Source organism: Hymenobacter sp. BRD67, assembly GCF_013256425.1.
Lineage (GTDB): Bacteria > Bacteroidota > Bacteroidia > Cytophagales > Hymenobacteraceae > Hymenobacter.
The window spans coordinates 74060-88277 of sequence record NZ_CP053905.1 but is presented as its reverse complement, the minus strand read 5'-3'; the positions used below and the strand labels follow the sequence as shown (position 1 = coordinate 88277).

Sequence of the window (14218 nt, the reverse complement as noted above, 5' to 3'; positions counted from 1 at the left end):
TTACCCTATTTTGATGAGAACCTTTAAAACGTTATGCGCTCAACTTTTGCTTCCTACCAGCCCAGTCAGTTTGCCCTAGATGTATCGAATCTTGGGCTTACAACTGCACCCGGTACGCAGCATATTAAACCCGATGTGCTTCCTGCATTCGTGCATGAATACTGTCATTACCTACAAGATGTAACCACTATATCAGGCATTTTTGGATTTTACCTCTGGATGTATGATGTCGTTGGACTAACCCAGCTGTTTTCTCAGGGCGAGAGTGAGATTAAATACATTCCTCTTGACTCATCTTATGGGGAAATGAGGTCGTTTTACCTCATTTACTGCGGCACTGGGCAACTTGAGTTAAACTTGCCCATTGACCAAGCACAGATTGAGAAGATTGAATTTGCGATAGAGTTGGTACCGCTAAAAAGTGGTACTAGGGAGATTGCTCGCAACACTATTATTTTCAAAAGCAAGCTTGCCCCTGAATACCATTTCGGGCTGATGCCACTACAGGAAACTCATTCCTTTTATGCCCAGCAATACAGGGAGTCATTAATGCCCGGTGCACCATTTCAGGTGCCTACCTCATCTCTGATGACGTTGCCATATCATTTAGGTGACCTCCTATTTGCACACCACGGGATTCAGGCCGATACCGCCACAAAATTTTTACTGACTGGATTGGCACTTGATTCTATCCAGGCCCCTACGGTTTTTTTAAAAACGCTGGAAGTGCTTGCTAACCGAGCTCTATCTTGGAAAACAGATAGCGTTTTAATAAAAGACACAGTCAATCAAGTAGATATTGAAAATTCTCACGATAAAGAGGACTTTCTAAGGGAAATGGTAGATGATATGTTTGCGTGGAGTCAAGATACTCAGCGCAAATATCTTGCGGCCGCCTTAAAATGGTATCTCAAGACTATCTTATTAGTTGATTCAGCAAAAGCTGAAACTCAAACTTCTTACTTTGATTCTTTGCTAGCGCACCCAGCCGGATTAGCGCGCATGGTTGCACAATTGCCGCCACCTATTCTGCTTGATAATGGAATAACAATGAGCTATTGGGATAAAGCCAATGCGAAGAAAGACCAACGATATGAGGAAGCGTTTCAGGCTGCTAGTACTATCCGAAGCCATTGGATGTTGTACAATTTGCTAACAGCTAGAACAGTTGATGAAATTAATAAAAAGTGTAGCTGTCCGCTATATGACGGGTGCGAATTCAGAGAGAAGATTAACCTAGACTATTACTGCAAAACTGCGCCTTGGCAAGTAGTAAAAGACAGTGGGGGAATTGTGTGCCCATATGGAATGGCGACCCATTCTTTTGGACTATGGCAGAATGAGTTAGAAGTAAGGATGGATGACTAACACACTAGTAAAGAGGTATTCATCTCGCGTCCAATTACCCGGCAGAAAGTAAGTAGTGATGAATCTCACAGCTGAGCAAATTGCTATTCTGGCCTTTCAAGGGCATCTGAAAATCAACGCGGTGGCGGGGAGTGGGAAAACCACTACGATGGTGGAGTACGCCCGCGCTCAACCCACCACGGCGCGTATCCTGTACTTGGCCTTCAATAAGACGGTAAGGCAGGAAGCTATTCGCAAGTTTCAGGGGGCCGGTCTGCCTAACGTAGTCGTGGAAACAGCCCACTCGTTGGCTTTCCGCTACGTGATGCGCGGCAGTCGGTATCAACTCAATAACAAAGGCTACCGGGCGCACGAACTAGTAGAATTGCTCAAGCTTCCTCCCGGCACTGGTAAAGAGCGACATCAGGAATTCGTGCTGGCCAACCACATTGCCAAGTTCGTAACCTACTTCTGCAACAGTGACCAGCGGCAGGTGCAGCAACTCGACTACCTGGCCACCGTGACCGACCCCAAAGCTCGCGAGTTTGTAACGCGGCACTATGCCACCATTGAGCGCAACTGCCGGGAACTACTGGCCCGCATGGACCGCGCCCAGATAGCCGTTACTCACGAATTCTATCTCAAGAAATTCCAACTCAGCCAACCCGTCCTGCCCGCCGATTTCATTCTGTTCGATGAAGGGCAGGATGCCTCGGGCGCGATGCTCGATATTTTCTACCGTCAGCCCGCCACCAAAGTCATCGTGGGCGATACTCACCAGCAGATTTACGGCTGGCGGCACGCGGTGAACTCGCTGGAAAAGACAGCCTATCCCAGCCTTCAACTCAGCACCAGCTTTCGCTTCGGAGCCCCCATCGCCGACCTGGCCTCGCGGGTGCTGGGGTGGAAAACGCAGCTCGGCGAAGGCCCCCAATTACTGGTTACGGGCGCGGGCAAGGGAGTGGACGAAACTACTACCCGCGCCGTCATCGGCCGCACGAATCTGGCGCTACTCCTCAAAGCCATTGAATACCTGAAGGAGCACCGGCAGGAGCTGCGCCGGGTATACTTCGAGGGCAACATCAACTCGTACACTTACGCTGGGGAAGGAGCCAGCCTGACCGATGTGCTGGCGCTCTACAACGGCCGCAGCGAGGCCATCAAAGACCCGTTGATGCGAAAGATGGCCAACTTGGAAGAGTTGGCCGACTACGCCGAGCAAACGGAAGACCATCAGTTGCTAATGCTCATTACCATTGTCGAAGACTATGGCAACGAGGTTATCGACCTGATAAAAGAATTGAAGCGCCTGCACGTCGCCGACGGAGCCCGCGACCAAGCTCAGCTGTATTTCTCCACCGTCCACCGCTGTAAGGGGCTGGAATATGACGAGGTACAGCTCACCCCGGATTTTATCACCCAGACGACCATCGACAAGCTGCAAGAAGAGTTTGCCCGGAAGCCTCCGGAAGCGGGGGTAAAAGCCAAGATATTCGAGGAAGTCAACCTGCTCTATGTAGCCCTGACGCGGGCTAAAGCCCGTGTGTATATACCCATCGACTGCCTACCGGCCGGCTTCCAACCTCACGTAGATGTACAGTCCACGCAGGGCACTGGGGGCACGGTACTCCTCAAAAAGCCAATAATTGTTTCCGTTCAGTCCCCGGCTTGGGGCTACTACGAGGCAACGCCAGTAGCCATCGACCCACGATTTGCTTCGTTGCAACAGAAGCTGGATGCCAGTAGTCGCTAGCCCACTGCTTAGCCCTATTTGTACAATAGTATGCTCTCTGGGGTATTTGCTACTTTCGGGTACTGTTTCCACCGTCATTTACCAACCGGACCATGACCTCAGCCAGTCAAGCCGCTTACCAGGCGCTGCGGGATTACCTGAACTCGCTGCTCAGCCCCACCCACTCCGACCAAGCGCTGGCCGAGGTGCCGGCGGCCCTGCGGCCAGGCCTGGAAGCCTTCATGCGCGGTAAAACGGAGTACCAGGACGAGGCCGGCCGGCGCATGATTTACGCCTACGACCTGGCCGCCTGGGCCAGCGACCTGATTCACGACGCGGGCCTACCCACTCCCCTGTCCCTGGCAACGCTGAATGTGGCCGAGTTGCAAGCGGCCACCCTGCGGCAGGCGGCAGGACGTGGGCCGAGCTTGAGCGCCTGACCCGGCAGGTGCAGCAGCTGCCGCCCACCCAGCAGCAAAACAGCCAGCAGCTAAGCCGGGTGCCGCGCCCCTAAGCGGAAATCGCTACCTTTGCTGGTACATGCGCCTGCTTGCCCTGTTTTTTGCCTGCTACTTCGCGTTTCTCTCGTGCCTCACCTGCACGGATGAGGCCCCCGTGTGCCAGGACCAGCAGCAGGCCACCATCAGCGCTTCGCACTCGGACTGCGGAGCCGGCACGCTAGGCGACTGGTGCTCGCCGCTCTGCCAGTGCCACTGCTGCGGCGGGGCCATTGTGCCGGCGGCCCTGGCCGCGCAGGTAGCCTATCCCCTGCCCACCGAGTGGGCAGCCAGCCCCCGCCACGCCCGCCTGGTCGTGGCCGCCCCCACGCGGGCACTCGGGGCCGTGTGGCAGCCGCCGCAGGCCTAGCCCTTCCCCCTTTTTCCTGCTGACCCCGCCGGGTGGCCGGGCGCTGCGTGCGCCCCGGCTGCCTCTTTCGTGCGTTTCGCACGGGTCGGGTCACGTCGCCGCCGCTCCCGCCCGCCAGGCCGGGGCCGCCGCGTCGCAGGGTTTCTCGGAAGCGTTAGACCTAACCCCAGCAACGGATGTTCGACCGGCTGATTCATTTTTCCATTCACAACAAGCTCATTATCGGGCTGCTGACCTTGGCCCTGGTGGCCTGGGGCGGCTACTCGCTCAGCCGCCTGCCGATTGACGCGCTGCCCGACATCACCAGCAACCAAGTGGTGGTGTACACCGTGGCCCCCTCGCTGGCCGCCCAGGAGATTGAGCGCCTGGTTTCCTTTCCCGTGGAGCAGGCGATGGCCACCATCCCCGGCCAGACCGAAATCCGCTCGTTTTCGCGCTTCGGCCTCTCGGTAGTCACCGTCGTGTTCGAGGACAAAACCGACATCTACTGGGCGCGCACCCAGGTATCGGAGCGGCTCAAGGAAGCCGAAAGCCAGATTCCGGCCGGCACCGGCCGCCCCGAGCTGGCCCCTCTCAGCACCGGCCTGGGCGAGGTGTACCAGTACCTGGTGCGCGCCAAGCCGGGCTACGAGAAGAAATATAACACCACGGAATTGCGCACCATTCAGGACTGGATTGTGCGCCGCCAGCTGCTGGGCACGCCCGGCGTGGCCGACGTGAGCAGCTTCGGCGGGCTGCTCAAGCAGTACGAAGTAGCCCTGGACCCCGAGCGCCTGCGCTCGCTGGGCGTGACGGTGAACGAGGTATACCAGGCCGTGGCCGCCAACAACCAGAACGCCGGCGGGGCCTACCTCGACCAGAACCCCACGGCCGCCTTCATCCGCACCGAAGGGCTGGCCACGAGCCCCGCCGACATCGGCAACATCGTCATCCGCAGCACGAGCACCGGCCTGCCCGTGCTGGTACGCGACGTGGCCGAGGTGCGCTACGGCGCGGCCGTGCGCTACGGGGCCATGACGCTCAACAACCAAGGCGAAGTAACCGGCGGGCTGGTGCTCATGCTCAAGGGAGCCAACGCCGCTGAGGTCATCAAGAACGTGAACACGCGCATGGCCACCATCCGCAAGACCCTGCCCGAGGGCGTGACCGTGGAGCCGTTCCTAGACCGCTCCAATCTCGTGGACCGCGCCATTCACACCGTCACCAAGAACCTGCTGGAAGGCGCGCTCATCGTGATTTTCGTGCTGGTGCTGTTCCTCGGCAACTGGCGGGCCGGGCTGGTGGTGGCCTCGGTCATTCCGCTGGCCATGCTGTTCGCCGTGAGTCTGATGCGTCTGTTCGGCGTGTCGGGCAATTTGATGAGCCTGGGGGCCATCGACTTTGGGCTGATTGTGGACGGGGCCGTGATTATCGTCGAGGCCATCATCCACCGCCTGCACGGCGGGCAGCTGCAAGTGCCCGGCAATCGGCTGAATACCGAGCAGATGAACGACGAAACCTACCACGCGGCCAGCAAAATCCGCTCGTCGGCGGCGTTCGGGGAAATCATCATTCTCATCGTGTACCTGCCGCTGCTGGCGCTGGCCGGCATAGAGGGCAAGATGTTCCGGCCGATGGCCGAAACGGTAGCCTTCGCCATTCTCGGGGCCTTTATACTGAGCCTGACTTACGTGCCGATGATGTCGGCGCTGGCACTGAGCCGGTCCACCGAGAATAAAAAGACGCTTTCCGACCGGATGATGGCCTTTTTCACCCGCGTCTACCACCCTTTATTGAAGGGGGCGCTGCGCCACCAAGCCGCCGTACTGCTCACGGCCGGTGGCTTGCTGGTCGGCGGCTTTTTCCTGTTTCGCACGCTCGGCGGCGAGTTCATTCCCACGCTCAGCGAAGGGGATTTTGCGGTCGAGATGCGGGTGCTCACCGGCTCATCGCTAAGCTACACCATCGCGCAGGCCCAGCAGGTTGGGGCCATCCTCAAAAAGCAGTTTCCCGAAGTGAAAGAGGTGGTGGCCAAAATTGGGGCGGGTGAGATTCCCACCGACCCTATGCCCGTCGAGGCCGCCGACGTGATGGTGATTCTCAAAGACCAGAAGGAGTGGACCTCGGCCGACAATCGGGAGGAATTGGCCGACAAGATGGCGAAGGCCCTGAGCGTCATGCCCGGTGTCACGTTCGGCTTCCAGCAGCCCATCCAGATGCGCTTCAACGAGTTGATTTCCGGGGCCAAGCAGGACGTGGTACTCAAAATCTACGGCGAAGACCTGCAACAGCTGGCCGACTACGCCCAGCAGGCCGGCCGCCTGGTGCGGCAGGTGCCGGGGCCGAAGACGTGTACGTGGAGCAGGTCACCGGCCTGCCCCAAATCGTGGTGCAGCTCGACCGCAACCGCCTCGCCCAATTTGGCCTGAACGTGGCCGATGTCAACCGCACCGTACAAACGGCCTTCGCGGGCGAAACCGCCGGCCAGGTCTTCGAGCAGGAGCGTCGCTTCGACCTGGTGCTGCGCCTGCGCTCCGACTTGCGCAAGGATATCAACAGCGTGCGCCGGCTCTTTATCGCTGGCCCCAACGGCCGGCAGGTACCCCTGGAGCAGGTGGCCAGCGTGGAGTTGCGCGAAGGCCCCAACCAGATTCAGCGCGACGACGCCAAGCGCCGCATCAGCGTGGCTTTCAACGTGCGGGGTCGCGACGTGGAAACGGTCGTCAAAGAGCTGCAAGGCAAGATGGATAAGCAGGTGAAGTTTGCCCCCGGCTACTACACCACCTACGGCGGGCAGTTCGAGAACCTGCGCCAGGCCACCGACCGGCTGAGCATTGCGGTGCCGGTGGCGCTGGTGCTCATTTTCGTGCTGCTGTTCTTCACCTTCGGCTCGCTCCGGCAGTCGGTCATGATTTTCACGGCCATTCCGCTCTCGGCCATCGGTGGCATCGCGGCGCTGTGGCTGCGCGGAATGCCGTTCAGCATCTCGGCCGGGGTGGGCTTTATTGCCCTGTTCGGGGTGGCCGTGCTCAACGGCATCGTGCTCATCGGCTACTTCAACCAGCTCAAAGCCGACGGCATTACCGACCTGAGCGAGCGCATTCTGCGCGGCACCGAAGTGCGGCTGCGGCCCGTGCTCATGACGGCCACCGTGGCCTCGCTGGGCTTTCTGCCGATGGCGCTGGCCACCTCGGCCGGGGCCGAAGTGCAGCGCCCGCTAGCCACCGTTGTTATCGGCGGGCTGGTATCGGCCACACTGCTCACCCTGCTGGTGCTACCCGTGCTCTACGCGCTCTCGGAGCGAAAAAAGACGGCGGAGCCTACGCCCGAAACCAGCCCGACCCCAGCCAAAGCCCTGCCCGTGGCGACGCTGCTGCTGCTGCTGCTACCGCTGCTGGGGCACGCCCAAAGCCCCTCACCGCCCCGCAGGCCGTGACGCAGGCCCTGCAAACCAACGGCACGGTGCTGGCCGGCCAGCGCGCCCTCGAAGCGCAGCAGGCCGTGCGCCGCTCGGCGTATGACTACGGCCGCACGACCATCACCGGCAGCTACGGCCAGTACAATTCTGCCAACCGGGATAATCAGTTCACCATCACCCAGGCCCTGGCCCTGCCCGGCGTGTACCGCAGCGCCGCCAACCTGGCCGATGCCCGCATTGCGGGCCAGCAGGCCCAGCTGGTGCAAGTGCAGGCGGAATTGCGCCGCCAGGTGCGCCTGAGCTACGAGCAGGCCGTGCACGCCCGCCACCGCCTGCGGGTGCTGCGCGGGCAGGATAGCGTGTACACCGAGTTTCTGCGCTCGGCCACCCTGCGCTTTAAGACCGGGGAGGCCGCCCGCCTCGAACCCGCCACGGCCCTGGTGCAGCAGGGCGAAATCCGCACCCAGCTGCTGGCCGCCCGCACCGACTTCCGGGTGGCGCAGCGCCAGTTGCAAGCCCTACTGCAAGTACCCACGGCCGTGGTCGTGGCCGATAGCCTGCTGCACCCGCTGGCTTTGCTGAGCACCGTGCAACTGGCCGACACTGCTGCCCCGGCCGGGGCAGACACGCTGCTGAGCCGCACCAATCCCCAGGCGCGGGTACTCGCGCAGCAGGTGGCCGAGCGCCGCGCCGAAACCCGCGTGGCCCAGGCCGCCGGGCTGCCGGAGTTCACGGTGGGCTACTTCAACCAGAGTATCATCGGCTACCAGCGCCTCGACGCGGCTGGCACCGAAAGCTATTTTGGTCCCGGCGCACGCTTCCAAGGCGTGCAGGCCGGCGTGGCCGTGCCGCTGTGGCGGCGGCCCCAGAAGGCGCGGGTGCAGGCCGCCCGCCTGCAAGAGCAGGTGGCCCAGGCCGGCTCCGACCGCTACCGCGCCGAGCTGGCCGGCCGGCTTGATGAGCTGCTGGCCCGCCGCCGCGAGCAGCAGCAGCGCCTGGCCTACTTCGAGGCCACGGCCCTGCCCCAAGCGGCCGTGATTACCCGCCTGTCCACCATCGGCTACAAGGCGGGCGAAACCGGCTACTCGGAATACCTGCTCAACCTGGAGCGCGCCCGCCGCCTGCGCCTCGACTACCTCGACGCGCTGCTGCAACACAACCAGACCGTTATCGAGCTGGAATACCTCCTGGGCGGGCAGTAGCCGACCGGCTACCCTGCTCCTCTCCCTCAACTTCAGAATCATGCGAGTTATCGTAACGTATATCGTCCTGCTCAGCCTGCTGGCTGGCTGCGGCGCGAAAGAAGCCGCCACCGAAAAGGAATCAGCCAAGGCCGCGCCCACCAATGAAGTGAGCGAAAAGGCCGCCCCCGACCGCGTAACCCTCACCACGGCCGAGCAGCAGGTCGGCGGCGTGCGCCTGGGCACCCTCACCCAACGCCCGATGAGCGGCGGCCTCAAAGTAAACGGCGTGCTGGACGTGCCGCCGGAAAACCTGGTGTCCGTCAGCGCCCCGCTCGGCGGCTTTGTGGACCGCACCGACCTGCTGCAAGGCTCGCGGGTGCGCGCCGGCCAGGTGCTGGCCGTCGTCCGCAACCCCGATTTTGTGCAGCTGCAACAAGACTACCAGGAAGCCCGCAGCCAGCTCAAGTATGCCCGCGCCGAGTACGAGCGGCAGGGCGAACTGTACCGTCAGGAAGTGGCCCCGCAGAAAAACTACCAGCGCGCCCAGGCCGAATATGAGGCCCTGCAAGTGAAAACCAACGCCCAGGTCGCCCGCCTGCGCCTGGCCGGCCTGCCCCTGGGTGGGGCCATCGTGAGCACGGCCACGCTGCGCGCCCCTAGGGGCGGCTTCGTGAAAGCGGTGAACGTGAGCATCGGCCAGAGCGTGACGCCCACCGACGTGCTGTTTGAAATCGTAAACCCCCAGCACCTGCACGTCGAGTTGACGGTATTTGAAAAGGACATTCCGCAGGTGAAGGAGCAGCAACTGGTGCGCTTCTCGCTGGGCAACGACTCGGTGAGCCGCGAGCGCACGGCCCACGTCTACCTTATCAGCAAGACCATCAGCGACGAGCGCACGGTGCGCGTGCACGCCCACCTCGACCGCGAGGACGAGCAGCTGCTGCCGGGCACCTTCGTGCGGGCCGTCATCGAAACCAACCGCGTGACCGTGCCCACGCTGCCCGAAAAGGCCGTGGTGCAGTACGGGGCGCAGGCCTTCGTGTTCGTGGCGGCCGATTCGGCCGCCCAGGCCGGCACCGCCGCCTACCGGATGGTGCCCGTGACGCGGGCGTGAGCGAGGACGGGTACACCGAAATCCACCTGCCCGCCGCTGAGCAGGGCCGGCCGCTACGCTTCGTTATTGAAGGCGCGTATGCCCTGCTGGGCAAGCTCAAAAACGCGGAAGAGGAAGAGTAGCCCCGCTAACCACTCCCTGTTATGCTCGAACTGCTCACTGGTGCCCTGCTGCTTAGTCTGCTTCACGCCACGATTCCCAACCACTGGGCACCGGTGCTGGCCGTGGCGCGGGCGGAAAGCTGGTCGGTGCGGCGGCCGTGGGGGTCACGGCCGTGGCCGGGCTGGCGCACGGGCTGAGCACGGTGCTGATTGGCTTGCTGCTGGGGCTGCTGGGCTGGCGCTTGTCGGACCGCTTTTCCCAGGTGGCGGGCTGGGTGGCCCCGCTGCTGCTCATTGGCATCGGGCTGCTCTACGCCGTTTCCGGTCCCGGCCACACGCACCCCGACCCGCCGCCGGGGCCGGCGCGCCGGCCCGGCGGCGGGTGGTGCTCGGGCTGGCGGCCACCATGTTCCTGGCCCCCTGCCTTGAAATTCAGACCTTCTTTCTGGCTGCCGGTACCCACGGGCCGGCGGCATTGGCGCTGCTCATGGGCGTGTACCTGCTGGTATCGGTCGCGGCCATGTGCGCTCTGGTGGCGCTGGCCTCGCGGGGCCTGCGCCACCTGCGCCTCGATGGGCTGGTCCGCCACGAGCGCCACCTGACCGGCGCGGTGCTGGTGCTGGTGGGCATCGCCGGCTTTTTCGTGGACTGGTAGCCCCGGTGCGCCCTCCTCCTTTCTGATACTGACCTCAATTCTAATTCTCATGCCTGACCCTTCATCCGATAACCTCAACGAGGAGCTGCACACCGCCAAGCAGGTGCAGCCCGAAAACGTGGGTGCGCTCACCCGCACCCAGCTCACACCTGAAGCCGCCGCTACGCCCCAGGGCCACGACGTGCCCGGCCACGACCACTCCGACGCAAACCACGCGGGCCACGACCACGGCGACGAGGCCGACGAGCACGCGGGCCACGACCATACCGGCCACGACCACGGGGACCACGACCACGGCCCGGCCGGCGACAACCCCTACCTGGCCCCGGCCATCAGCCTGGTGCTGATGCTGGCCGGCATCGCACTGGACTACTACAAAGTCGGCTTCTTCACCGGCTACGTGCGCTTCGGGTGGTATGCGGTGGCCTACCTGCTAGTGGGCTGGAAAGTGCTGCGCGCCGCCGTGCAAAGCATTCCCAGTGGCAACATCTTCAACGAGTTTCTGCTCATGGGCATCGCCACCATCGGCGCGTTTGCCCTGGGCGAGTACGCCGAAGGCGTGGCCGTGATGCTGTTCTACACCGTGGGCGAGCTGTTTCAGGACGCGGCCGTGAACCGCGCCAAGCGCAGCATCAAGGCGCTGCTTGAGATTCAGGCCACCGAAGTGGGCGTGCTGCGCGGGGGCCAGCGCCTCGTGCTCGACCCCAAGGAAGTGGCAGTAGGCGACGTGATTGAGGTGAAGCCCGGCGAGAAAGTAGCCCTCGACGGCACGCTGCAATCCGAGCGTGGCACTTTCAACACGGCCGCCCTCACCGGCGAGTCGGTGCCGCAGACCATGCAGAAGGCGAAACCGTGCTGGCGGGCATGATAAACCAGGACACGCTGAGTCAAATCACCATCACGGCCGCTTTTAAAGATACCAAGCTGAGCAAGATTCTGGCGTTAGTGCAGGATGCCGTGGGCCGCAAGGCCAAGGCCCAGCAGTTCATCACGAAGTTTGCCCGCGTCTACACACCCATCGTGGTGGGGCTGGCCCTGCTGCTGACGCTGCTGCCCTACTTCTTCGTGCATGACTACGTGTTCCGCGACTGGCTCTACCGGGCGCTGGTGTTCCTGGTCATTTCCTGCCCCTGCGCGCTGGTTATCAGTATTCCGCTGGGCTACTTTGGTGGCATTGGCGCGGCTTCCAAGGTCGGGGTGCTTTTCAAAGGCTCCAACTTCCTCGACGTGATGCGCGAGATTGACACGGTGGTGATGGACAAAACCGGCACCCTCACCAAGGGCGTGTTCGCCGTGCAGCAGGTGGTAGCCGCCCTGGGCAGGACCCGGCCCGATTCACAGCCCTGGCCGCCGCCCTCGAAGCCAAGTCCACCCACCCCATCGCGCAGGCGCTGGTGCAGTACGTGAAGCCCGCCGGCTCGCCGCTGGCCGTGGAGAACGTGGAAGAAATCGCCGGTCACGGCCTGCGCGGCCGGGTCGATGGCCAGGACGTGCTGGCCGGCAATACCAAGCTGCTCAGCAAATTCAACGTTTCTTACCCCGCCGACATCGACCAGGTAGTGGATAGCATCGTGGTGGTAGCCGTGGGCGGCCAGTACGCCGGCTACCTCACCGTGGCCGACGAAATCAAAGAAGATGCCGCCCAGGCCATGCGGGAGTTGAAAGCGCAGGGCGTGAGCACTATCGTCATGCTTTCCGGCGACAAGGATGCCATCGTGCAGCGCGTGGCCAAAGAACTGGGCATCACCGAGGCCCACGGCGGGCTGCTGCCCGAAGACAAGGCTGCCCACGTCGAGCGCCTAAAAGCGGCCGGGCATCGGCTGGCCTTCGTGGGCGACGGGGTGAACGATGCGCCCGTGGTGGCCCTGGCCGACGTGGGTATTGCGATGGGCGGCCTCGGCTCGGACGCTACCATTGAGACCGCCGACGTGGTGATTCAGACCGACCACCCCAGCAAGATTGCCACCGCCCGCCGCATCGCCGTGGCCACGCACGCCGTGGTCTGGCAGAACATCTGGCTGGCCTTCGCCGTGAAGGCCGTGGTGCTGGCCCTCGGGGCCGGCGGCCTGGCCACCATGTGGGAAGCGGTATTTGCCGACGTGGGGGTAGCCCTGCTGGCCATCCTCAACGCGGTGCGCATTCAGCGCATGAAATTTTAAGCTCAACCTAATTCAGCTCCAATCATGATTCACGGCGATAAAAAAGACAGTGACGTACTTCGGCACTACTGCCAGGTGCTCACCGAAAGTATTCAGCAGGCTGGCCAGCCCTTCACCGAGGCGAACCAGATGCAGCACACTTACCTGGACCTGCTCCGGCGGATGCGGTGCAGCTTGCTAGGGGTTGTTGTTCACCTGGAGCGCTGGCCGGAAATAATCGAGTTGAAGCTGCCCATCTCCCTGGCATTCCGCACGGCGCTGACGGATGCCCTGACGGGCTTTACCTGGCAACGTTCAACGACGATGCGCAGGCCTTTCAGCACGAGCTAATGGTGCTTGACATCGAGTATTTTAAGTACGTCAAAACCATTTTTGAAAATACGGCGCTGGAAATGCCCACGGCCAGTGCCGCTGAAATAGCCCAGGAAGAGCAGACCCGGTGGGCCACCCTGTACCAGAAAGCGGAACACCTGCTGCGTGTTCCCGGCGAGCCGCAGCTGAAAAGCCCGGAAATGCTGCGCGAGCCCCGGCATCATCAGCTGTTTCAGGTGCCCGGCGGCCACACGCGCCCGCTGTCTGAAAAGGATATGTTCAATCAGATTAAGGCGCACCCGGCTACGCGGCATCTGGCCCGGCTCTACATCGTGCAGCGCCACTTATCCCAGCAGCACCACTACGCCCCGGCTAACCGCGATTTCATTCAGCTGCCACCGGCAATTGACTGCCGCTATTGGTTTGAGGCATTGGTGTATGTCATTGAAATAAGTGGGATGCTTATGGCCCTGCTAGATGTTCAACAGCCAGTACGCCAGGAATTAGCGGAGCACCAGGCTGCGCTGCTGGATTGGTTAGCCGACCGTGCCGAATGATACCTGCTGCTTCTCCCGCCTGGCCAACCCTGCTTGGCTTTTCGCTCCTACCGGCGGTGGTTATGATTGCCGGCGCGGCGCTGGCCGTGTGGCACGCCCCCGGCCCGAAGTTGCGCAGCGCCATTCTGCACTTCGCGGCCGGCGTTATCTTCTCCGTCGTGGCCGTGGAGTTGCTGCCCGACATTGTGCAGCACCACGCGCCCTACGAGGTGGCCCTTGGCTTCGGCCTCGGCGTGGCCACGATGCTAGGGCTGCGCTACTTCACCCAGCGCCTGGAAAAGCAGGCGGAGACAGGCCCGGAACTACCGGCCGCGCTGGGCGCGGCCTCTGTGGTTTCTGCCAGCCCCTCGCCGCTGCCGTGGGGCCTGCTGGTGGCTATCGGCATTGACATTCTCATCGACGGGCTGCTGCTGGGCATTGGCTTTGCCGCCGGTGCGAAGGAAGGTGCTCTTCTGGCCATCGCGCTCACCATTGAATTACTTTCGCTGGGCCTGGCCACGGCCGTGGAGCTGCGCGACGGCGGACACAGCAAGGGGCGGGCCGTGGCCATCGTGGCAGGCACCTCGCTAATGCTGCTCGTTGGGGCGGGCATCGGCACCACCGTGCTACGCGGAGCCACCGGCAACCTGCTCGAAATCGTGCTTTCCTTCGGCCTGGCGGCGCTACTCTTTCTGGTGACTGAGGAACTGCTGACCGAGGCCCACGAGGAGACCGAGACCCCACTGCTCACGCTGGCTTTCTTCGTCGGCTTTCTCCTGTTTCTGCTGCTAGGCATGGTTGCCTGACCTATATA

Annotated in this window: 11 protein-coding genes and 2 pseudogenes; 12 read left to right on the top strand and 1 reads right to left on the bottom strand. The window is 62.2% G+C overall.

Going from position 1 to position 14218, the window contains the following annotated elements:
* Nucleotides 1-33 precede the first annotated feature (33 nt).
* The 7 genes and pseudogenes from GKZ67_RS21195 to GKZ67_RS24200 all read left to right on the top strand — a co-directional run bounded on the left by GKZ67_RS21195 (nucleotide 34) and on the right by GKZ67_RS24200 (nucleotide 9763).
* A complete protein-coding gene (locus GKZ67_RS21195; RefSeq protein WP_173247394.1) occupies nucleotides 34-1368 on the top strand; it encodes a hypothetical protein in 1335 nt (444 codons plus the stop codon).
* Nucleotides 1369-1426: 58 nt separating this feature from the next.
* Entirely contained in the window at nucleotides 1427-3100 is a 1674-nt protein-coding gene (locus GKZ67_RS21190; protein WP_173247392.1) for a UvrD-helicase domain-containing protein, read from the top strand.
* Between the two features lie 92 nt (nucleotides 3101-3192).
* Nucleotides 3193-3519 (top strand): hypothetical protein, encoded by a 327-nt coding sequence (locus tag GKZ67_RS21185; RefSeq protein ID WP_173247389.1) that lies wholly within the window; start codon nucleotides 3193-3195, stop codon nucleotides 3517-3519.
* Between the two features lie 100 nt (nucleotides 3520-3619).
* Nucleotides 3620-3946, top strand: coding sequence for a DUF6660 family protein (locus GKZ67_RS21180; RefSeq protein WP_173247386.1), 327 nt, complete (start codon nucleotides 3620-3622; stop codon nucleotides 3944-3946).
* A 176-nt stretch (nucleotides 3947-4122) separates the two neighbouring features.
* Nucleotides 4123-8545: pseudogene (locus GKZ67_RS21175) on the top strand (CusA/CzcA family heavy metal efflux RND transporter).
* Between the two features lie 40 nt (nucleotides 8546-8585).
* The gene (locus GKZ67_RS21170) at nucleotides 8586-9641 is read left to right on the top strand and encodes an efflux RND transporter periplasmic adaptor subunit (protein WP_173247383.1); all 1056 of its coding nucleotides are present in this window, start codon (nucleotides 8586-8588) and stop codon (nucleotides 9639-9641) included.
* Nucleotides 9638-9763, top strand: coding sequence for a hypothetical protein (locus GKZ67_RS24200; protein WP_262889654.1), 126 nt, complete (start codon nucleotides 9638-9640; stop codon nucleotides 9761-9763). Before GKZ67_RS21170 ends, GKZ67_RS24200 begins: the two co-directional genes overlap by 4 nt.
* Before the next feature lie 62 nt (nucleotides 9764-9825).
* Here the strand turns inward: GKZ67_RS24200 and GKZ67_RS21165 are convergent, their stop codons facing one another.
* Nucleotides 9826-10077: a hypothetical protein gene (locus GKZ67_RS21165; RefSeq protein WP_173247380.1), complete on the bottom strand. Its 252-nt coding sequence runs from the start codon at nucleotides 10075-10077 to the stop codon at nucleotides 9826-9828.
* Between the two features lie 47 nt (nucleotides 10078-10124).
* Here GKZ67_RS21165 and GKZ67_RS21160 point away from each other — a divergent pair, with 47 nt between their 5' ends.
* The 5 genes and pseudogenes from GKZ67_RS21160 (at nucleotide 10125) to GKZ67_RS21140 (ending at nucleotide 14210) form a co-directional block, all read left to right on the top strand.
* A complete protein-coding gene (locus GKZ67_RS21160; protein ID WP_173247377.1) occupies nucleotides 10125-10397 on the top strand; it encodes a hypothetical protein in 273 nt (90 codons plus the stop codon).
* Nucleotides 10398-10446: 49 nt separating this feature from the next.
* Nucleotides 10447-12556: pseudogene (locus GKZ67_RS21155) on the top strand (heavy metal translocating P-type ATPase).
* A 24-nt stretch (nucleotides 12557-12580) separates the two neighbouring features.
* Entirely contained in the window at nucleotides 12581-12886 is a 306-nt protein-coding gene (locus GKZ67_RS21150; protein ID WP_173247375.1) for a hypothetical protein, read from the top strand.
* Nucleotides 12886-13425 (top strand): hypothetical protein, encoded by a 540-nt coding sequence (locus GKZ67_RS21145; RefSeq protein WP_173247372.1) that lies wholly within the window; start codon nucleotides 12886-12888, stop codon nucleotides 13423-13425. Before GKZ67_RS21150 ends, GKZ67_RS21145 begins: the two co-directional genes overlap by 1 nt.
* Complete coding sequence (locus tag GKZ67_RS21140; protein ID WP_254245309.1) at nucleotides 13422-14210, top strand: ZIP family metal transporter; 789 nt, start codon at nucleotides 13422-13424, stop codon at nucleotides 14208-14210. The genes GKZ67_RS21145 and GKZ67_RS21140 overlap by 4 nt, the downstream gene beginning before the upstream one ends.
* The last annotated feature ends 8 nt before the right edge of the window (nucleotides 14211-14218 follow it).